Source organism: Streptosporangium sp. NPDC002544 (assembly GCF_040295965.1).
Lineage (GTDB): Bacteria > Actinomycetota > Actinomycetes > Streptosporangiales > Streptosporangiaceae > Streptosporangium.
Genome location: NZ_JBEOWJ010000001.1, coordinates 220,256 through 241,025 on the forward strand (window position 1 = coordinate 220,256; position 20,770 = coordinate 241,025).

At 66.0% G+C, this 20,770-nt stretch carries 16 protein-coding genes and 1 tRNA gene; all 17 read left to right on the forward strand.

Translation table 11 applies throughout. The features are described from left to right. Positions 1-238: 238 nt before the first annotated feature. Positions 239-311, forward strand: a tRNA-Trp gene (locus ABT061_RS01065). A gap of 75 nt (positions 312-386) precedes the next feature. Continuing rightward, complete coding sequence (gene secE / locus ABT061_RS01070) at positions 387-635, forward strand: preprotein translocase subunit SecE (protein WP_329089906.1); 249 nt, start codon at positions 387-389, stop codon at positions 633-635. 72 nt (positions 636-707) lie between these two features. Then, positions 708-1,496 carry a transcription termination/antitermination protein NusG gene (nusG, locus tag ABT061_RS01075; protein ID WP_350911351.1) on the forward strand — a complete coding sequence of 263 codons (789 nt, stop codon included), beginning with the start codon at positions 708-710 and terminating at the stop codon, positions 1,494-1,496. Positions 1,497-1,657: 161 nt separating this feature from the next. Further along, the gene (gene rplK, locus ABT061_RS01080; protein ID WP_343968369.1) at positions 1,658-2,089 is read left to right on the forward strand and encodes a 50S ribosomal protein L11; all 432 of its coding nucleotides are present in this window, start codon (positions 1,658-1,660) and stop codon (positions 2,087-2,089) included. Between the two features lie 166 nt (positions 2,090-2,255). Further along, complete coding sequence (gene rplA, locus ABT061_RS01085) at positions 2,256-2,969, forward strand: 50S ribosomal protein L1 (RefSeq protein WP_030923988.1); 714 nt, start codon at positions 2,256-2,258, stop codon at positions 2,967-2,969. A gap of 143 nt (positions 2,970-3,112) precedes the next feature. Beyond that, the gene (locus tag ABT061_RS01090; protein WP_502991309.1) at positions 3,113-3,943 is read left to right on the forward strand and encodes an SCO4651 family lipoprotein; all 831 of its coding nucleotides are present in this window, start codon (positions 3,113-3,115) and stop codon (positions 3,941-3,943) included. Between the two features lie 320 nt (positions 3,944-4,263). Next, positions 4,264-4,788: a 50S ribosomal protein L10 gene (rplJ, locus tag ABT061_RS01095; protein WP_350911356.1), complete on the forward strand. Its 525-nt coding sequence runs from the start codon at positions 4,264-4,266 to the stop codon at positions 4,786-4,788. 82 nt (positions 4,789-4,870) lie between these two features. Next, entirely contained in the window at positions 4,871-5,260 is a 390-nt protein-coding gene (gene rplL / locus ABT061_RS01100) for a 50S ribosomal protein L7/L12 (protein WP_030923997.1), read from the forward strand. 232 nt (positions 5,261-5,492) lie between these two features. After that, complete coding sequence (locus ABT061_RS01105; protein ID WP_350911357.1) at positions 5,493-6,494, forward strand: ABC transporter ATP-binding protein; 1,002 nt, start codon at positions 5,493-5,495, stop codon at positions 6,492-6,494. 203 nt (positions 6,495-6,697) lie between these two features. Next, positions 6,698-7,216, forward strand: a complete 519-nt coding sequence (locus ABT061_RS01110) for an Rv1363c family protein (protein ID WP_350911358.1) — start codon at positions 6,698-6,700, stop codon at positions 7,214-7,216. Continuing rightward, positions 7,213-7,737 (forward strand): hypothetical protein, encoded by a 525-nt coding sequence (locus tag ABT061_RS01115; protein WP_350911359.1) that lies wholly within the window; start codon positions 7,213-7,215, stop codon positions 7,735-7,737. The genes ABT061_RS01110 and ABT061_RS01115 overlap by 4 nt, the downstream gene beginning before the upstream one ends. A 443-nt stretch (positions 7,738-8,180) precedes the next feature. Beyond that, positions 8,181-11,648, forward strand: coding sequence for a DNA-directed RNA polymerase subunit beta (rpoB, locus tag ABT061_RS01120; protein WP_350911361.1), 3,468 nt, complete (start codon positions 8,181-8,183; stop codon positions 11,646-11,648). A 26-nt stretch (positions 11,649-11,674) separates the two neighbouring features. Next, entirely contained in the window at positions 11,675-15,562 is a 3,888-nt protein-coding gene (locus tag ABT061_RS01125; protein ID WP_350911363.1) for a DNA-directed RNA polymerase subunit beta', read from the forward strand. A gap of 542 nt (positions 15,563-16,104) precedes the next feature. Beyond that, positions 16,105-16,476 (forward strand): 30S ribosomal protein S12, encoded by a 372-nt coding sequence (rpsL, locus tag ABT061_RS01130; protein WP_012887826.1) that lies wholly within the window; start codon positions 16,105-16,107, stop codon positions 16,474-16,476. Between the two features lie 2 nt (positions 16,477-16,478). Then, positions 16,479-16,949: a 30S ribosomal protein S7 gene (rpsG, locus tag ABT061_RS01135; RefSeq protein WP_012887827.1), complete on the forward strand. Its 471-nt coding sequence runs from the start codon at positions 16,479-16,481 to the stop codon at positions 16,947-16,949. A gap of 87 nt (positions 16,950-17,036) precedes the next feature. Beyond that, positions 17,037-19,085, forward strand: coding sequence for an elongation factor G (fusA, locus tag ABT061_RS01140; RefSeq protein WP_451936226.1), 2,049 nt, complete (start codon positions 17,037-17,039; stop codon positions 19,083-19,085). Between the two features lie 305 nt (positions 19,086-19,390). Continuing rightward, a complete protein-coding gene (tuf, locus tag ABT061_RS01145; RefSeq protein WP_343968342.1) occupies positions 19,391-20,584 on the forward strand; it encodes an elongation factor Tu in 1,194 nt (397 codons plus the stop codon). The last annotated feature ends 186 nt before the right edge of the window (positions 20,585-20,770 follow it).

Here is a 20,770-nt window from a genome sequence, read left to right on the forward strand (position 1 = left end):
TGGTTACAGACCTGTGCCGCTGTTCCCGCCGGGTATCCACCATCCGGACGGCTCGCCCCGGCAGGCCCGAGCACCCGGGGGAGATTCGCTGAGCTGGGCGATCGCCCTCCGGTTCGACGAAGTGAGCAATCGCACGTAGACTCCGGCATGTTCTTTCCGCCGCATGCGTGAACCGGCGGTCAAGACCGTGAGCCGCGGACAAACTTCGGTCCAACCGATGTATGGTGGTTCATGTCTTAGGGCACTAGCGCAATTGGTAGCGCACCGGTCTCCAAAACCGGCGGTTGGGGGTTCGAGTCCCTCGTGCCCTGCGAGGAGCGGTCCGCGCATCTGGCGTCTAGCGCGCCGCTGATATGCGTTGGACTCGATGGATTCAGGTGAGGACTGTGGCGATCGACACGCGCGGCGAAACCGCAGACAAGCCGAGCGGTGAGAAGAAGACGAAACGCACTTCTCCCGCCCTTTTCTATCGGCAGGTTGTCGCCGAGCTGCGTAAGGTCATCTGGCCCACGCGCAAAGACCTCATTTCGTACACCATCATCGTCCTGGTCTTCGTTCTGATCATGGTCGGGATCGTGTCGGCTTTGGATGCGCTGTTCACCGAGGGCGTGCTGAGAATCTTCGGCGGAGCCTGAGCCGCGGTCTCCGGCGGGCGGACCGCCCTGCGGACGAGTCCATCAGCCATCGACGAAAAGAGAAAGAGCACCGTGTCCGAGTCTGCACAGTCGGCCGGCGAGCCCCGCGAAGAGCGCGAGGATGAGCTGGAGAAGGCCGTAGACGTCACCGAGGAATCGCTTGGCGAGTCCGACGGGCAGGATGTCGACGCCGAAACCGACGCCGACGCCGAAAACGAGGCCGAGCAGGCCCCGGCCGGCGCCGTCGACGAGGACGGTGACGTCCTTCCCGACGTCGACCCGGTCGAGGAGTTCAAGCGGCACCTGCGGGGTCTGTTCGGCGAGTGGTACGTCATCCACTCCTACGCCGGCTACGAGAACCGCGTGAAGTCCAACATCGAGACCCGCACGCAGTCCCTCAACATGGAGGACTACATCTTCCAGGTCGAGGTGCCCACCCACCACGTGACCGAGATCAAGAGCGGCAAGCGCCAGCTGGTCAAGGAGCGGGTGCTGCCCGGCTACGTGCTGGTCCGGATGGAGCTCACCGACGAGTCCTGGTCCGCGGTGCGTAACACGCCCGGCGTGACCGGTTTTGTCGGTCTCTCCAACAAGCCGAGCCCGCTGAGCCTCGAAGAGGTCGCCAAGCTGCTCGCGCCCGAGCCGTCGGAAGAGGTCAAGAAGTCGACCGCGAAGGCCTCCGCCGCGACCGTCGACTTCGAGATCGGTGAGTCCGTCACCGTCATGGACGGCCCGTTCGCCACGCTGCCCGCCACGGTCAGCGAGATCAGCGCCGAGTCGCAGAAGCTCAAGGTGCTCGTGTCGATCTTCGGCCGCGAGACCCCGGTCGAGCTCTCGTTCAACCAGGTCTCGAAGATCTAGGCCGGTCGCGTAGACTTCGTCAGTCTGCCCCGCGGTCGCGGGGATGTTCCGTCCACCGCGCCGGTCAAGCTGCGGTTGCCGTGGTGGGCCCCGCGGTGGTGGTCCCCGCGGTCGCGGGGACTCAGGAACACCGTTCAGAGAAGAAGGACCCGGAGAGAAGCATGCCTCCTAAGAAGAAGCTCGCCGCGCTGGTCAAGGTTCAGCTCCCCGCCGGCCAGGCCACGCCCGCGCCGCCGGTCGGTACCGCCCTCGGTCCGCACGGCGTCAACATCATGGACTTCGTGAAGCAGTACAACGCTGCCACCGAGGCCCAGCGCGGCAACATCATCCCCGTTGAGATCACCATCTACGAGGACCGCACCTTCACCTTCGTCACGAAGACGCCTCCGGCGCCTGAGCTGATCAAGAAGGCCGCCGGTGTCGCGAAGGGTTCGGCCGTCCCGCAGAAGGACAAGGTCGGCAAGCTCACCAAGGAGCAGCTGCGCCAGATCGCCGAGACCAAGATGCAGGACCTCAACGCCAACGACATCGAGGCGGCCGAGAAGATCATCGCCGGCACCGCCCGGTCGATGGGCATCACGATCGCCGACTAGCGACACCCACCGTACGGACCCGGCGGCGACCTCGCGGCGATGAACGTCCACGAGATCGAACAGGGATCCAAGTAGGCGGATCAGAGCGACATCCGCCAATTTCGGAGTAAGTGGAGGGGCCGGCGCTGGCCCGTACCACGGACACTCGGATCAAAGGAGTGAGCAAGTGAAGCGCAGCAAGGGATTCCGCGCCGCAGCGGCGCAGGTCGACCGCGACACCCTGTACAGCCCGGCCCAGGCGGCCAAGCTGGCCAAGGAGACCAACGTCGCCAAGTTCGACGCCACCGTCGAGGTGGCCCTGCGGCTGGGTGTCGACCCCCGCAAGGCCGACCAGATGGTCCGCGGCACCGTCAACCTCCCGCACGGCACCGGCAAGACCGCCCGGGTCCTGGTCTTCGCGACCGGTGACCGTGCCGAGGAGGCCCGCGCCGCGGGTGCCGACATCGTCGGTGCCGACGAGCTGATCGACGAGGTCGCCAAGGGCCGCCTCGACTTCGACGCCGTCGTCGCCACCCCGGACCTCATGGGCAAGGTCGGCCGCCTGGGCCGCGTGCTCGGCCCCCGTGGCCTGATGCCGAACCCCAAGACCGGCACCGTGACCCCGGCCGTCGGCAAGGCCGTCACCGACATCAAGGGCGGCAAGATCGAGTTCCGTGTCGACCGGCACGCGAACCTGCACTTCATCATCGGCAAGGTGTCCTTCGGCGAGCGTCAGCTCATCGAGAACTACGCCGCCGCCCTCGAAGAGGTGATCCGTCTCAAGCCGTCCGCGGCCAAGGGACGCTACGTCAAGAAGGTCGTCTTCTCCACGTCCATGGGCCCTGGCATCCAGGTCGACCCCAACCAGACGCGGGCGCTGACCGCCGAGCTCGACGCCTGATACCAGACGTCTTTCGCAGCGGGCCTCAACCGAATGGCCATTCGGTTGAGGCCCTTCTTCGTTCTTCCGAAGGACGCGCCCGGCTTTCCCGGCGCGTACTGTCGTAGTCAGGATCATCGGGGGAACGAAAGGGTGAAGACGAAATGCGCCGATTGGCTCCGGCAGTGGCACTGGGAGCGGCCGCGCTCGTCGCGGTCGCGGGATGCGGTGCGCAGGGCACCGGCTCCCTCGGAAACGTCAAACTGGCCGCGGCCGACGCGGTGCAGCAGAGTGCGCAGAAGGCCGAGGGGGTCACCTCCTACTCCGCGGACCTGGTTCTCGACGCGAGCGGCGGCGGGAAGGGCGCGAGCAAGATCCAGGGCAGCATGCTCTACCAGAGCAAGCCCCAGCTGGCGACGGACATCAAGCTCGACACGGTCACCTTCGGCGGCCAGAACGTGCCCGGCGGGGCGCGGGCCATCCTGTCGGGTGAGACGGTCTACGTGAAGTCCGAGCTCCTCAACAGGTTCGCCGGCACCACCAAGCCGTGGGTCAAGGTGTCGCTCAGCGAGCTCGACGCCAAGGGGCAGGCCGGGGTCAGGCAGTTCATGGACCAGGCCCAGCAGTTCGACCTGGCCGGCACCGTCAAGCTGCTGACCGCCTCGAAGGACGTCAAGGCGGTCGGCACCGAAACGGTCGGCGGGGTCGACACCACCCACTACAGCGGCACCTTCCCGGTGGCCGAGGCCGCACAGCTGCTCGACCCGGCCAAGCGTGAGAAGCTCCAGGAGGAGTTCTCGCAGGTCAAGAATGTGAAGTTCGACCTCTGGGCCGATGCGCAGAGCCTGCCCCGCAAGGTCACTCTCGGTGGCTCGGAGCGGGATGTGACGTTCAACCTGACGGCGTTCTTCAAGGGCTTCAACGAGCCCGTCGAGATCACCGCGCCGCCCGCCGACCAGGTGGGCGACCTGCCCGAGCACCGCGGCGGAAACTGAGGTTCTCCCGAGATTCGCGCCCCCCGCCCGCACGGGCGGGGGGCGCGAGCCTTTTCCCGCCGACGGGGGCGGGACCGGTTTCCAGGACTGATTTGGCATTCGTGAACGGCAGGGCGTACGCTGTCAACGCCGAAGACCGCCGGTCGTCGTCGGGCCGCATGGCCTGATGACCTAAGGAGCCACGTCAGTGGACGGCCCGCGTAGGTGTGATGTGAGTTTTCATCTGGATTAATCTCCTTATGTGAGCCCCGTGCGCCTGCGCCGGGGCTTGTCTGCTTTTCATGGGCCCTTACCCCGGCGGCACATCTGGAAGGAGGCCCATGGCGAAGGCAGAAAAGGCAACGGCTGTCGCTGAGCTGAAGAGCAGCTTCGACGGCTCCAATGCTGCCGTTCTGACCGAATACCGCGGTCTCACCGTCGCCCAGCTCAAGCAGCTGCGCGTTTCTCTCGGTGAGAATGCGAAGTTCGCCGTGGTGAAGAACACGCTGACCAAGATCGCGGCCACTGAGGCCGGGTTCAACCAGCTCAACGACCTGCTCGCGGGTCCGTCGGCGATCGCGTTCGTCAACGGCGACGTGGTCGAGGCTGCCAAGAGTCTGCGTGACTTCGCCAAGGCCAATCCCCTCCTGGTCATCAAGGGCGGTGTCGTCGACGGCAAGTCGATGACGCCGGACGAGATCACCAAGCTTGCCGACCTCGAGTCGCGTGAGGTTCTCCTCGCGAAGCTGGCCGGTGCGCTGAAGGCGAAGCAGGGCCACGCGGCCGCCGTCTTCAACGCGCTGCCCACCAACATGGCTCAGCTGGCCGAGGCACTGCGCGCCAAGCGCGAAGGCGCCGGCGAGTAGGTCCGCGCAGGCGGTCACAGGGGATTAACGCAACCGCGGTCCCAACTTTCCCTAATAGTCAGATCCGTATGGAGGAACCATCATGGCGAAGCTCAGCACCGACGAGCTGCTCGACGCTTTCAAGGAGATGACTCTCCTTGAGCTGTCCGACTTCGTGAAGCTCTTCGAGGAGACCTTCGACGTCAAGGCCGCCGCTCCGGTCGCCGTCGCCGCCGCTGCCGCCCCCGGTGCGGCCGCTGCCGAAGAGGTCGAGGAGCAGGACGAGTTCGACGTCGTCCTCGAGGCCGCCGGCGACAAGAAGATCCAGGTCATCAAGGAGATCCGCGCCCTGACGAGCCTGGGCCTCAAGGAGGCCAAGGACCTCGTTGACGGCGCTCCCAAGTCCGTCTTCGACGGCAAGGTCAACAAGGAGCAGGCCGAGAAGGCCAAGGCCGCCCTTGAGGGTGCCGGCGCGACGGTCACCGTCAAGTAGTTCGTCTTACCGGAAAGAGCGGGTCCACCTGGTGCCGGTGGCCCGCTCTTTTTGTGTTCGCTCTGTTGGACACGATGTCTTATAACCACGGCATAACGATCGACGGAAGCTATTGGACCCTCTTCCAATTCGGACGATCGCGGCTACGGTTGATGCAGTCGCAGGTTCTGCCGGCGGAGTCTCCGGCACGCCGCGGGACGGGCACGTCCCGCGGGCTCCTGAAAGGCGGCACGTGGGCGTCGAAGTCGTGGTAGAGGGTCTGACCAAGTCGTTTGGGAAGCAGGTCATCTGGGAGGACGTCACGCTGACGCTTCCCGCCGGTGAGATCTCCGTGCTGCTCGGTCCGTCCGGCACGGGCAAATCCGTTTTCCTGAAGACCCTGGTGGGCCTGCTGAGGCCCGAACGCGGCCACATCTGGATCGACGGGCACGACCTCGCCAACTGCAGTGAGAACAAGCTCTACGAGCTCAGACGGCTGTTCGGCGTGCTGTTCCAGGACGGGGCGCTGTTCGGCTCGCTCAACCTCTACGACAACGTCGCCTTCCCGCTGCGCGAGCACACCAGGAAGAGCGAGACCGAGATCCGCCGCATCGTGATGGAGAAGATGGAGCTCGTCGGGCTGGCCGGCGCCGAAGGCAAGCTTCCCGGCGAGATCTCCGGCGGCATGCGCAAGCGTGCGGGCCTGGCCAGGGCACTGGTCCTCGATCCCGAGATCATCCTGTTCGACGAGCCCGATTCGGGCCTCGACCCGGTTCGCACGACCTATCTCAACCAGCTGATCGTGGATCTCAACGCGGAGATCGAGGCCACCTTCCTCATCGTCACCCACGACATCAACACCGCCCGTACGGTGCCCGACAGCATCGGTCTGTTGTTCCGGCGTGAGCTGATCATGTTCGGGCCGAGGGAGATGCTGCTCTCCAGCGACGAGCCGGTGGTCAGGCAGTTCCTCAACGCCCGCAGGCACGGCCCGATCGGCATGTCCGAGGAGAAGGACGTCTCCGAGCTGGAGGCCGAGGCCCAGATGGGACACGACCCCGGTGGGCTGCCGCCGATCCCGCCGCAACTGATGCCGAGCGAGAGCCGGATCCGCCGCACGCAGCGCCCGCCGGGTTCGTGGCTGGCCGCCAACGGGGTCATCCCGCCGCCCAACTCGTTCGTGGACGAGAGGGGCCGGAACTGGCTGGAGGAGTATCCCCGGCTGGTCACGGCGCACATCCACGGCGCTCGTTGACCGCGGGCGGGTAGCGGGCGTCCCGCCGTTCACCGCACGAAGCGAAACGCTGGGCGAAACGGCCCGAAGCAGGTGAGCAAAGGCTGGTATGCGGATCTGTGCGGCGGGTTATGATCCGGCGATCGGGGAGCATACCGTCCCGGTGGCGGGAAAGCCGCGCTCACCGGCTCGCGTTCCACGGACCGTGCGATGGGAGAGAACGCATGGCAGTGCACGCCGCTCGCCCCCGCCGCCCCCGTCGCACGCTCAGGATCGCAGCACCGGTGCTCGGAGTGCTGATCGCGATGCTGCTCGTCGCCGCGCTCTGGATCGGCTCCGACCTGCGCGACGCCCAGGCGGCGGCGGACGACAGACAGGCGGCGGCACGGGCGGCGGGAGCGCACGCGGTGCATCTGCTCTCCGTCGGATACCGGAGCGTCGACGCCGACATCCAGCGAATCCTCGACGGCTCCACGGGGGAGGCCAGGGCCGAGTACGTCAGAACCGCCGCGGAGCGCAGGGAGGTCACGATCAAGGACAAGATCCTCCGTGCGGGCGCGCTACGTGCCCTGGGGCTGGTCTCGTTGACAGGGGACACGGCCCAGGTGATGGTGGTGGGCGATGAGGTGATCCGGTGGGACGGGAGTAAGAACGCTCCACGGGAGCAGTTCCACCGGTGGAACATGGAAGTGACCAAGGTCGGGGGAGCCTGGCTCGTGTCCAAGGCGGAGCTGGTGCCGTGACGCGCGCCTACCGGTTGGCGGTCGGACTCATGGTCGTCGTGGCGCTCGCGCTCGCGGCGGTGGTCTGGATCATGTTCACGGATCTCAGCAGGCTGCGCGCGGACGAGAGGGCCGGACAGGAGGCGCTCGCCACGGCCCGGTCGGTCGCCTCCGACATGCTGTCCTACGACTATCGTACGATCGAACAGGATTTCGCAAGGGCGGGCGGTTACACGACCGGGGCGCTCAGCCTGCACTACCGGCAGCTGACCAGGGGCATGGCCACGCAGGCCAGGGAGCAGAGAACCGTGCAGCAGGCGACGGTGATCGGGGCGGGCGTGGAGTCGGTGGAGTCCGGCGACTCCGGCCGGGTCCAGGTGCTGCTGTTCATGAACATGAGCACCGTGAAGACTCCTCAGGGGGAGAAGGAGCCGCGCCGGCAGGTCAGCCAGAACCGGGCCAGGTTCATCATGATCAAGAAGGACTCCCGCTGGTTCGTCGCCGAGCTCTCCACACTGCTCGGAGATCCTCCGTCACCATGATCGGCGCGTCGCTTCATTCAATTGTTAGTAAAACCTTGGTTTGGGATGGGTCCGCGACTGGGTACACCTGCCATGGCAGCGTCGATCGTCAGTCGAACCATCGGCTGGCGTTCGAACCGCCGGGTGACTCAGCGTCAGCCGCACCAGGTCGGACATCGTGTTGGATCCTGTGGTGTGCGCAGGTCACCCGGTGGGAAAACTCCCAGGGTCTCGGCTATTTCCCGGCCGAAATGTGAGCTCCCGGGCTTGACGTTTCGGCTCTGACGGGCGATGCTGCGACCAACGTGGAGCTTGCAGTGAGACTGAGGTGGACAGGTGTGTGCCGTTCGGCTACACTGCCCCTTTGCGCTGCCCTTTGACGACCCGCTTCTTTTGGTGCTCTGATGCATGGTCGTCTGGCGTGCGTGTAGTCAGTCCGCCGCGAGCCCTCGGAAGGACATCTGTTGGCAGCCTCGCGCAACGCCTTCGCCGTACCCGCCGGTCCCCGTCGTGTGTCTTTCGCACGAATTCAGGAGCCGCTCGAAGTTCCTGATCTTCTCGCTCTTCAGACCGAGTCCTTCGACTGGTTGCTCGGCAACGAGAAGTGGAAGGGGCGGGTCGAGGCGGCTCGCCAGGCCGGGCGCAAGGACGTTCCGGCCCAGTCGGGCCTCGAAGAGATCTTTGAGGAGATCAGTCCCATCGAGGACTTCTCCGGAACCATGTCCCTGTCGTTCCGGGACCACCGGTTCGAGCCGCCCAAGTACTCAGTCGATGAGTGCAAAGACAAGGACATGACCTACTCCGCCCCGATGTTCGTCACGGCGGAGTTCATCAATAACACCACTGGTGAGATCAAGAGCCAGACCGTGTTCATGGGCGACTTCCCGCTCATGACCGGCAAGGGCACATTCATCATCAACGGCACCGAGCGTGTCGTCGTCTCCCAGCTGGTCCGGTCCCCGGGTGTCTACTTCGACCGCAGCGTCGACAAGACCTCGGACAAGGACCTCTACGGATGCAAGGTGATTCCCTCCCGGGGCGCCTGGCTAGAGTTCGAGATCGACAAGCGGGACAGCGTCGGTGTCCGCATCGACCGCAAGCGCAAGCAGGCCGTCACCGTCCTGCTCAAGGCGCTCGGCTGGACCAGCGAGCAGATCCTTGAGCGTTTCGGGCAGTACGAGTCCATGCGGGCGACCCTGGAGAAGGACCACACGGCCGGCCAGGACGACGCTCTGCTCGACATCTACCGCAAGCTGCGCCCGGGCGAGCCGCCGACCAAGGAGTCGGCGCAGACGCTGCTGGAGAACCTGTACTTCAACTCCAAGCGCTACGACCTCGCCAAGGTCGGCCGTTACAAGATCAACAAGAAGCTCGGGGTCGACAGCGAGATCACCCAGGGCACGCTCACCGAGGACGACATCGTCGCCACCATCGAGTACATCGTCCGGCTGCACGCCGGCGAGGTGTCGATGCCCGGCGCCAACGGTGAGATCGTCGTCGAGACCGACGACATCGACCACTTCGGCAACCGCCGGCTCCGTACGGTGGGCGAGCTCATCCAGAACCAGGTCCGCCTGGGGCTGGCCCGCATGGAGCGCGTCGTCCGCGAGCGGATGACGACCCAGGACGTCGAGGCGATCACGCCGCAGACCCTGATCAACATCCGCCCGGTCGTGGCGTCGATCAAGGAGTTCTTCGGCACCTCCCAGCTGTCGCAGTTCATGGACCAGACCAACCCCCTCGCCGGCCTGACGCACAAGCGTCGTCTGTCCGCGCTGGGCCCCGGTGGTCTCTCCCGTGAGCGGGCCGGCTTCGAGGTCCGGGACGTTCACCCCTCGCACTACGGCCGGATGTGCCCGATCGAGACGCCGGAAGGACCGAACATCGGTCTGATCGGCTCGCTGGCCTCCTTCGGCCGGGTCAACTCCTTCGGCTTCGTCGAGACCCCGTACCGCAAGGTCGTCGACGGCCGGGTCACCGACCAGGTCGAGTACCTGACCGCGGACGAGGAGGACCGGCACGTCATCGCCCAGGCGAACACGCCGATCGGCCCCGACGGAACGTTCCTCGAGTCGCGGGTGCTCGTCCGCAGGAAGGGCGGGGAGTTCGAGTCCCTGCGCGCCAACGAGGTCGACTACATGGACGTCTCGGCACGCCAGATGGTGTCCGTGGCGACCGCGATGATCCCGTTCCTGGAGCACGACGACGCCAACCGCGCGCTCATGGGCTCCAACATGCAGCGCCAGTCGGTGCCGCTGCTCAAGAGCGAGGCGCCGCTGGTCGGCACCGGCATGGAGTACCGTGCCGCGACCGACGCCGGCGACGTCATCACCGCCGATAAGGCGGGCGTGGTCGAGGAGGTCTCCGCCGACTACGTCACGGTGATGAACGACGACGGCACCCGCACGACCTACCGCGTCGCCAAGTTCAAGCGCTCCAACCAGGGCACCTGCTTCAACCAGAAGCCGATCGTCGCGGAAGGCGACCGGATCGAGGTGAACCAGGTCGTCGCGGACGGTCCCTGCACCGACAACGGCGAGATGGCCCTGGGCAAGAACCTCCTCGTGGCGTTCATGCCGTGGGAGGGTCACAACTACGAGGACGCGATCATCCTCTCCCAGCGCCTGGTGCAGGACGACGTCCTGTCCTCGATCCACATCGAGGAGCACGAGGTCGACGCCCGCGACACCAAGCTGGGCCCCGAGGAGATCACCCGGGACATCCCGAACGTCTCCGAGGAGGTCCTGGCCGACCTCGACGAGCGCGGCATCATCCGCATCGGCGCCGAGGTCGTCCCCGGCGACATCCTCGTCGGCAAGGTCACGCCCAAGGGTGAGACCGAGCTGACCCCCGAGGAGCGCCTGCTCCGCGCGATCTTCGGTGAGAAGGCCCGCGAGGTCCGTGACACCTCCCTGAAGGTGCCGCACGGCGAGCAGGGCAAGGTCATCGGCGTTCGCGTGTTCAGCCGCGAGGAGGGCGACGAGCTCCCCCCCGGCGTCAACGAGCTGGTCCGCGTCTACGTGGCCCAGAAGCGTAAGATCACCGACGGTGACAAGCTGGCCGGCCGTCATGGCAACAAGGGTGTCATCTCCAAGATCCTTCCGGTCGAGGACATGCCGTTCCTTGAGGACGGCACGGCGGTCGACATCATCCTCAACCCGCTGGGCGTGCCCGGCCGAATGAACGTCGGCCAGGTCCTGGAGACCCACCTGGGATGGATCGCGGCCAGAGGCTGGGATATCTCGGGCATCGAGGAGGCATGGGCCGAGCGGCTGCGTGACAAGGGCTTCGCAGAGGTCGACCCGCGCACCAACATGGCCACGCCGGTGTTCGACGGTGCCAACGAGGAAGAGATCATCGGCCTGCTCGACAACACCCTGGTCAACAGGGACGGCGGGCGCATGGTCGGCGCGAACGGAAAGGCCCAGCTGTTCGACGGCCGTTCCGGCGAGCCGTTCCCGCACCCGATCTCCGTCGGCTACATCTACATCCTGAAGCTGCTCCACCTGGTCGACGACAAGATCCACGCTCGTTCGACCGGCCCGTACTCCATGATCACCCAGCAGCCGCTCGGTGGTAAGGCCCAGTTCGGTGGCCAGCGCTTCGGTGAGATGGAGGTCTGGGCTCTGGAGGCGTACGGCGCCGCCTACGCGCTCCAGGAACTGCTCACCATCAAGTCCGACGACGTCCTCGGCCGGGTGAAGGTCTACGAGGCGATCGTCAAGGGCGAGAACATCCCCGAGCCGGGCATCCCGGAGTCGTTCAAGGTCCTCATCAAGGAAATGCAGTCGCTGTGCCTGAACGTCGAGGTGCTCTCCAGCGACGGCATGTCCATCGAGATGCGCGACACCGACGAAGACGTCTTCCGCGCCGCGGAAGAACTCGGCATCGACCTGTCCCGGCGTGAGCCGAGCAGCGTCGAAGAGGTCTGATCTAGAAGCTGAGGAGGGGATTACAAGTGCTCGACGTCAACTTCTTCGACGAGCTTCGGATCGGCCTCGCGACCGCCGACGACATCCGCCAGTGGTCGCACGGCGAGGTGAAGAAGCCCGAAACCATCAACTACCGGACGCTCAAGCCCGAGAAGGACGGACTCTTCTGCGAGAAGATCTTCGGTCCGACCCGCGACTGGGAGTGCTACTGCGGTAAGTACAAGCGCGTCCGCTTCAAGGGCATCATCTGTGAGCGCTGTGGCGTCGAGGTGACCCGCGCCAAGGTGCGTCGTGAGCGGATGGGCCACATCGAGCTGGCCGCGCCCGTCACGCACATCTGGTACTTCAAGGGTGTCCCATCCCGTCTGGGATACCTGCTCGACCTGGCCCCGAAGGACCTCGAGAAGGTCATCTACTTCGCGGCCTACATGATCACGCACGTCGACAAGGAAATGCGCGAGCGTGACCTGCCGTCGCTGGAGGCGAAGATCTCCGTCGAGCGGCAGCACGTCGAGCAGCGCCGTGACGCCGACATCGAGGCTCGCCAGCGCAAGCTGGAGACCGACCTGGCCGAGCTTGAGGCCGCCGGCGCCAAGGGCGACCAGCGCCGCAAGGTGCGTGAGGGCGCCGAGCGTGAGATGCGGCAGCTGCGTGACCGGGCCCAGCGCGAGCTGGACCGGCTGGACGAGGTCTGGAGCCGCTTCAAGAACCTCAAGGTCCAGGACCTTGAGGGCGACGAGCTGCTCTACCGCGAGATGCGCGACCGCTTCGGCCGTTACTTCCGCGGTGGCATGGGCGCCCAGGCCATCCAGGAGCGTCTGACCAACTTCGACCTCGCCCTTGAGGCCGAGAACCTGCGCGAGACGATCCGCAGCGGCAAGGGCCAGAAGAAGGCCCGCGCGCTCAAGCGTCTCAAGGTCGTGTCGGCGTTCCTGAACACCCGCAACTCGCCCAACGGGATGGTCCTCGACTGCATCCCGGTCATCCCGCCGGACCTGCGCCCCATGGTGCAGCTCGACGGTGGCCGGTTCGCCACCTCGGACCTGAACGACCTGTACCGCCGTGTGATCAACCGGAACAACCGCCTCAAGCGGCTTCTCGACCTCGGTGCCCCCGAGATCATCGTGAACAACGAGAAGCGGATGCTCCAGGAGGCCGTCGACGCGCTGTTCGACAACGGCCGCCGCGGCCGCCCGGTCACCGGTCCGGGCAACCGCCCCCTGAAGTCCCTCAGCGACATGCTGAAGGGCAAGCAGGGCCGGTTCCGCCAGAACCTGCTGGGCAAGCGAGTCGACTACTCCGGCCGTTCGGTCATCGTCGTCGGCCCGCAGCTGAAGCTGCACCAGTGCGGTCTGCCCAAGCAGATGGCGCTGGAGCTCTTCAAGCCGTTCGTGATGAAGCGCCTGGTCGACCTGAACCACGCGCAGAACATCAAGTCGGCCAAGCGGATGGTCGAGCGTGCTCGCCCGGTCGTGTGGGACGTCCTCGAAGAGGTCATCACCGAGCACCCCGTGCTGCTCAACCGCGCGCCGACCCTGCACCGCCTGGGCATCCAGGCCTTCGAGCCGCAGCTGGTCGAGGGCAAGGCCATCCAGATCCACCCGCTCGTCTGCACCGCGTTCAACGCGGACTTCGACGGCGACCAGATGGCCGTGCACCTGCCGCTGTCCGCCGAGGCGCAGGCCGAGGCCCGCATCCTGATGCTGTCGACGAACAACATCCTGAAGCCGGCCGACGGCAAGCCCGTGACCATGCCCACCCAGGACATGATCATCGGTCTCTACTCGTTGACCACGATCAAGGACGAGGACGAGAACGGCGTCGGCCAGGGACGGGTCTTCGGCTCGGTGTCGGAGGCGCTGATGGCCTTCGACCGCCGGGAGCTCGACATCCAGTCGCCGATCCAGATCCGGATGCGGGGAGACGTCCCGCCGCCCCGCGGCTGGGCGGGCCCCGAGGGCTGGGAGGCCGGTGACAGCTACCGCCTGGAGACCACTCTGGGCCGCTGCCTGTTCAACCAGACCCTGCCGGCGAACTACCCGTACGTGAACTCGCAGGTCGGCAAGAAGCAGCTGTCGGTCATCGTCAACGAGCTCGCCGAGAAGTACCCCAAGGTCGAGGTCGCGGCCGCGCTCGACGCCCTCAAGGACGCCGGCTTCTACTGGGCGACCAGGGCCGGTGTGACGATCTCCATCGAGGACGTCATCGCGCCGCCGAACAAGTCCGAGATCATGGAGACGTACGAGCGCCGGGCCGACAAGGTCCAGCGCGAGTACGAGCGTGGTCTGATCACGGACGAGGAGCGTCGTCAGGAGCTCATCGAGATCTGGACGCACGCGACCAGCGACGTGACCGACGACATGCAGAAGGCGTTCCCGAAGACCAACCCGGTCTGGATGATGGTCCAGTCGGGCGCCCGAGGAAACCTGATGCAGGTCCGGCAGATCTCCGGCATCCGTGGTCTGGTGTCCAATACCAAGGGTGAGACGATCCCGCGCCCGATCAAGGCCTCGTTCCGCGAGGGTCTGTCGGTGCTGGAGTACTTCATCTCCACCCACGGCCAGCGGAAGGGTCTGGCGGACACCGCGCTGCGGACCGCCGACTCGGGGTACCTGACCCGTCGTCTGGTGGACGTCGCGCAGGACGTCATCGTCCGTGAGATCGACTGCGGCACCGACCGCGCCGTCCCGCTGCACGTCGCCGACCGCGACGCCCAGGGCAACCTGGTCAAGGCGGAGAACGCCGAGAGCAACGTGCACGGCCGCATCCTCGCCGAGGACGTGGAGGTGGACGGCAAGATCATCGCGCCGGTGGGCGTCGACATCAACGACATCCACGTCACCGCCCTGGTCGAGGCCGGAGTGGAGACCGTCAGGACCCGCAGCGCCCTCGTCTGCGAGGCCAAGATCGGTGTCTGCGCCACCTGCTACGGCCGCTCGCTCGCGACCGGCAAGCTCGTGGACGTCGGCGAGGCGGTCGGCATCATCGCCGCCCAGTCGATCGGTGAGCCCGGCACCCAGCTGACGATGCGGACCTTCCACACCGGTGGTGTGGCGGGCGCCGACATCACCCACGGTCTGCCCCGTGTCCAGGAGCTTTTCGAGGCGCGCGTGCCCAAGGGCGTCGCCCCGATCAGCGAGGCCGAGGGCCGGGTCCGCGTCGACGAGACCGACAAGACCCGGAAGATCGTGATCATCCCGGACGACGGTTCCGAGGAGGTCGCCTACCCGGTCTCGATGCGGTCGCGCATGCTGGTCTCCGACGGGCAGCGGGTCAAGGTCGGCCAGCAGCTGATCGCCGGTGCCGTCAACCCCAACGAGGTGCTGCGCATCCTCGGCCCCCGGGCCGTGCAGCTGCACCTCGTGGCGGAGGTCCAGCAGGTCTACCGCTCGCAGGGTGTGTCGATCCACGACAAGCACATCGAGATCATCGTGCGGCAGATGCTCAAGCGCGTGAACGTGCTGGAGTCCGGCGACGCCGACATGCTGCCCGGTGAGCTCGTCGAGCGGCCGCGCTTCGAGCGGATCAACCGCGAGTGCGTGGCGGAGGGCGGCACGCCGGCCTCCGGGCGTCCGGTGCTGATGGGTATCACCAAGGCCTCGCTCGCCACCGAGTCCTGGCTGTCCGCGGCGTCCTTCCAGGAGACGACCCGAGTGCTCACCGACGCGGCGATCCACGCCAAGTCGGACTCGCTGCTCGGCCTCAAGGAGAACGTCATCATCGGAAAGCTCATCCCGGCCGGTACCGGCATGCCGCAGTACCGCAACATCCGGGTCGAGCCCACCGAGGAGGCCAAGGCCGCGATGTACACGGTCGGCGGCTACGACGGCTCCGCGGCGGACTACACCTTCGGTTCGGGCTCCGGTGAGGCCGTGCCGCTGGAGGAGTACGACTTCGGTCAGTACAACCGCTAAGTGATCGCAGGCGGCGCCCGGTCCCCGGCAGGGGGGCCGGGCGCCGCTGCCTTTCCACCGTGTTCACGTCCGTGACGGGTGGGTGTGGCCCTTTCTTGACCGGAATGTTGCGGCGAAAGCCGTACGTTAATGGGGAGAACGGCCGGAGAAGTGCTCTGCGACGGGTAAACTCGACGTGGACCCAGAAGCGGTCGGTCGGAAACCGGTCGTGGGAGTCATGACACGAATGCGGGCGCCCACAGCGGCGCCCTGCGGGTGCGGCCGTTTTGACGTGTTGCGCTCGGCTGGGTAGTCTTGCCCTTCGTGCTCATGTCTTCATGGGCCCTCATGCGTGTGCGTCGACAGGTTCCCGGTGGGGAGTCGGCAGGGGCGCCGCATGGCCTCCTCCACCGGACCGGCCTTGACCGGGTTGTGGCGTGACAAGTGCGCGACACGCCCGACCGCGTGGGTCGGAGGGGATGAAAGAACCGCAGGTCATGACACCGGCAGTACCTGCAAAATGCACGACATTCGATTAACCGGCTAGCACGAACGGAGACGCGGTGCCCACGATTCAGCAGCTGGTCCGCAAGGGCCGCCAGGACAAGGTCACCAAGACCAAGACCCCGGCGCTCAAGGCCAGCCCTCAGCGACGCGGCACCTGCATGCGCGTTTACACCACGACCCCCAAGAAGCCGAACTCCGCGCTCCGCAAGGTCGCGCGTGTCCGGCTCACCAACGGTATCGAGGTCACGGCCTACATCCCCGGTGTCGGTCACAACCTTCAGGAGCACTCCATCGTGCTCGTCCGCGGTGGTCGTGTGAAGGACCTGCCGGGTGTTCGCTACAAGATCATCCGCGGTTCGCTCGACACCCAGGGTGTCCGTAACCGCAAGCAGGCCCGTAGCCGTTACGGCGCGAAGAAGGAGAAGTAAGAATGCCTCGCAAGGGTTCTCCTGGCCGTCGTCAGCTCATGGCTGACCCGGTTCACAACTCGCCCCTGGTCACCGCGCTTATCAACAAGGTGCTCCTGGACGGCAAGCGGTCCATCGCTCAGTCCATCGTGTACGGCGCTCTCGAAGGCGCCAAGGAGAAGACCGGCAACGACCCGGTCGTCACCCTGAAGCGCGCGCTGGACAACGTCAAGCCCACCCTTGAGGTCCGCAGCCGCCGTGTCGGTGGCGCGACCTACCAGGTCCCGGTCGAGGTGCGCGCCGCGCGTAGCACCACCCTGGCCCTGCGCTGGCTGGTGCAGTACTCCCGGGCCCGCCGCGAGAAGACCATGACCGAGCGCCTCATGAACGAACTGCTCGATGCCAGCAACGGCCTCGGCGCAAGCGTCAAGAAGCGTGAGGACACCCACAAGATGGCCGAGTCCAACAAGGCCTTCGCCCACTACCGCTGGTAACAGCGGCTTCGACGAGACGACGAGGACGCGAGAGAAGTGGCCACCACGACCGCTCTTGACCTGGCCAAGGTCCGCAACATCGGGATCATGGCTCACATCGACGCGGGCAAGACCACGACGACTGAGCGCATCCTGTTCTACACCGGTATCAACTACAAGATCGGTGAGGTCCACGAGGGCGCAGCCACGATGGACTGGATGGAGCAGGAGCAGGAGCGTGGTATCACCATCACCTCCGCTGCTACGACCTGCGAGTGGCTCGGCCACACGATCAACATCATCGACACGCCGGGTCACGTGGACTTCACGATCGAGGTGGAGCGCTCGCTCCGCGTCCTCGACGGTGCCGTCGCCGTGTTTGACGGCGTTGCAGGCGTCGAGCCCCAGTCCGAAACGGTGTGGCGTCAGGCCGACCGTTACGAAGTTCCCAGGATCTGCTTCGTCAACAAGCTGGACCGGGTCGGCGCGGAGTTCCACCGCTGCGTCGACATGATGATCAGCCGCCTGAACGCGACCCCCGCGGTTCTTCAGCTTCCCTGGGGCGTCGAGGCCGACTTCAAGGGCGTCATCGACCTGGTCAGGATGAAGGGTCTGCTCTGGAGCGCCGAGGCGGCCAAGGGCGAGATGTACGAGACCGTCGACATCCCGGCCGAGCACGCCGAGGCCGCTCGCGAGTGGCGTGACAAGCTGGTCGAGACGGTCGCCGAGAACGACGACGAGCTGATGGAGCTCTTCCTGGAGGGCGTCGAGCCCACCGAGGAGCAGCTGGTCGCGGCCATCCGCCGCGCGACGCTGAGCAGCGCCATCAACCCGGTCCTGACCGGCACCGCGTTCAAGAACAAGGGCATTCAGCCCCTGCTCGACGCGATCGTCGCCTACCTTCCCGCTCCGACCGACATCCCGGCCTTCAAGGGCCACGCGGTCGGTAAGGAAGACGAGGTCATCGAGCGCCACGCGGATGTGAACGAGCCGTTCTCCGCGCTGGCATTCAAGATCATGAGCGACCAGCACCTGGGCCGTCTCACCTACATCCGCATCTACTCGGGCACGCTCGAGACCGGCACCGCCGTGGTCAACGCGGTGAAGGGCCGTAAGGAGCGGATCGGCAAGATCTACCAGATGCACGCCAACAAGCGCGAAGAGCGCGGGTCGGCCGTCGCCGGTCAGATCGTCGCCGTCATGGGCCTGAAGGACACCACCACCGGTGACACCCTGGCCGACCCGGCTCACCCCGTGGTCCTGGAGTCGATGAACTTCCCGGCGCCGGTCATCAGCGTCGCCATCGAGCCCAAGACCAAGGGCGACCAGGAGAAGCTGGGCACCGCGATCCAGCGTCTGGCCGAGGAGGACCCGTCCTTCCAGGTCCGTCGTGACGACGAGACCGGGCAGACGGTCATCTGGGGTATGGGCGAGCTCCACCTGGAGATCCTCGTCGACCGGATGCGCCGCGAGTTCAAGGTCGAGGCCAACATCGGCCGGCCTCAGGTGGCCTACCGGGAGACCATCCGCCGCAAGGTGGAGAAGGTCGACTACGTCCACAAGAAGCAGACCGGTGGTTCCGGCCAGTTCGCCAAGGTCATCATTGACATTGAGCCGCTGGGCGAGGGCAACGACGGTTACGAGTTCGCGAACAAGGTCTCCGGTGGCCGCATCCCGAGGGAGTACATCCCCTCGGTCGACGCGGGTGCCCAGGAGGCGGCCGAGTTCGGTGTTCTCGCCGGCTACCCCATGGTCGGGGTCAAGGTCACCCTGCAGGACGGCGCCTACCACGAGGTGGACTCGTCCGAAATGGCCTTCAAGATCGCCGGCTCGATGGCCTTCAAGGAGGCCGCGCGCAAGGCGGACGCCGTAATCCTGGAGCCGATGATGGCCGTCGAGGTCACCACGCCCGAGGACTACATGGGTGACGTCATCGGTGACCTCAACGGTCGCCGCGGGCAGATCCAGGCGATGGACGAGCGCTCCGGCGCCCGGATCGTCAAGGCGCTCGTGCCGCTCTCTGAGATGTTCGGCTACGTGGGAGACCTCCGTAGCAAGACGCAGGGACGCGCGAGCTACAGCATGCAGTTCGACTCCTACGCGGAAGTGCCCGCGCACATCGCCAAGGAGATCGTCGCGAAGGTGCGGGGCGAGTAAGTCCAGCACCCACTTCGGTTACGGGTAGCGAGGAGATCGCCGTCCCGCCACCGGAGGGGTGCAGGGCAAGCAAGTCCAGCACTCACTTTGGTTACGGGAGGCGAGGAGATCGCCGTCCCGCCACCGGAGGGGTGCAGGGCAAGCAAGTCCAGCACTCACTTTGGTTACGGGAGGCGAGGAGACTCGCCCCCGTTGCCGGGGGTGCGGGGCGAGAGCTTTCTCGCGGGCCGGTTCCGAGAGGGATCGGCCTCCCCAAACCCGAATATGAAGACGCAAGTCACGTCAGAATCTCTAAGGAGAGAGCAGTGGCCAAGGCCAAGTTCGAGCGGACCAAGCCGCACGTAAACATCGGCACCATTGGGCACATCGACCACGGCAAGACCACTCTGACCGCGGCGATCACCAAGGTGCTCCACGAGCGTTTCCCGAACCTCAACGAGGCGACCCCGTTCGACAAGATCGACAAGGCGCCCGAGGAGAAGGCTCGTGGTATCACGATCTCCATCGCGCACGTCGAGTACCAGACCGAGAAGCGCCACTACGCCCACGTGGACTGCCCCGGTCACGCGGACTACGTGAAGAACATGATCACCGGTGCGGCTCAGATGGACGGTGCGATCCTCGTGGTCGCCGCCACCGACGGCCCGATGCCGCAGACGAAGGAGCACGTCCTCCTGGCCCGCCAGGTCGGCGTCCCCTACATCGTCGTGGCCCTCAACAAGTCCGACATGGTGGACGACGAGGAGATCCTGGAGCTCGTCGAGCTCGAGGTCCGTGAGCTTCTCTCGGCCCAGGAGTTCCCCGGCGACGACCTGCCGGTCGTCCGCGTCTCGGCGCTGAAGGCGCTTGAGGGCGACGCCAAGTGGGGCGACTCGATCATCGAGCTCATGACCGCGGTGGACGAGAACGTCCCCGAGCCGGTCCGTGAGACCGACAAGCCGTTCCTGATGCCGGTCGAGGACGTCTTCTCGATCACCGGTCGCGGCACGGTCGTCACCGGCCGTATCGAGCGTGGCATCGTCAAGGTCAGCGAGACCGTCGACATCATCGGCATCAAGGAGACCAAGACCACCACCACGGTCACCGGTGTCGAGATGTTCCGCAAGCTCCTCGACGAGGGCCAGGCGGGTGACAACGTCGGTCTGCTCCTGCGCGGCATCAAGCGCGAGGACGTCGAGCGCGGCCAGTGCATCATCAAGCCGGGCACGACCACCCCGCACACCGAGTTCGAGGCCCAGGTCTACATCCTGAGCAAGGACGAGGGCGGCCGCCACACGCCGTTCTTCAACAACTACCGCCCGCAGTTCTACTTCCGTACGACTGACGTGACCGGTGTGGTGAACCTCCCCGAGGGCACCGAGATGGTCATGCCGGGCGACAACACCGAGATGAGCGTCGCGCTCATCCAGCCCATCGCGATGGAGGACGGTCTCAAGTTCGCCATCCGTGAGGGTGGCCGCACCGTCGGTGCGGGTCGAGTGACCAAGATCATCAAGTAGTACGATCGCGGAGTGGCGGTCGGCCCTCAACGCAGGGCCGGCCGCTTCCCCACGAGGGGCCCGCGCCGCAGGGCGCGAACCCTGGCAGGGACCCCACGAACCGTGATCTCGCAGTTGGTTCGGCCGAACGATGACCGAAGTAACTGCCAGATCACGGAAGAAAGCGCGGACTCACAGCGTCTGCTA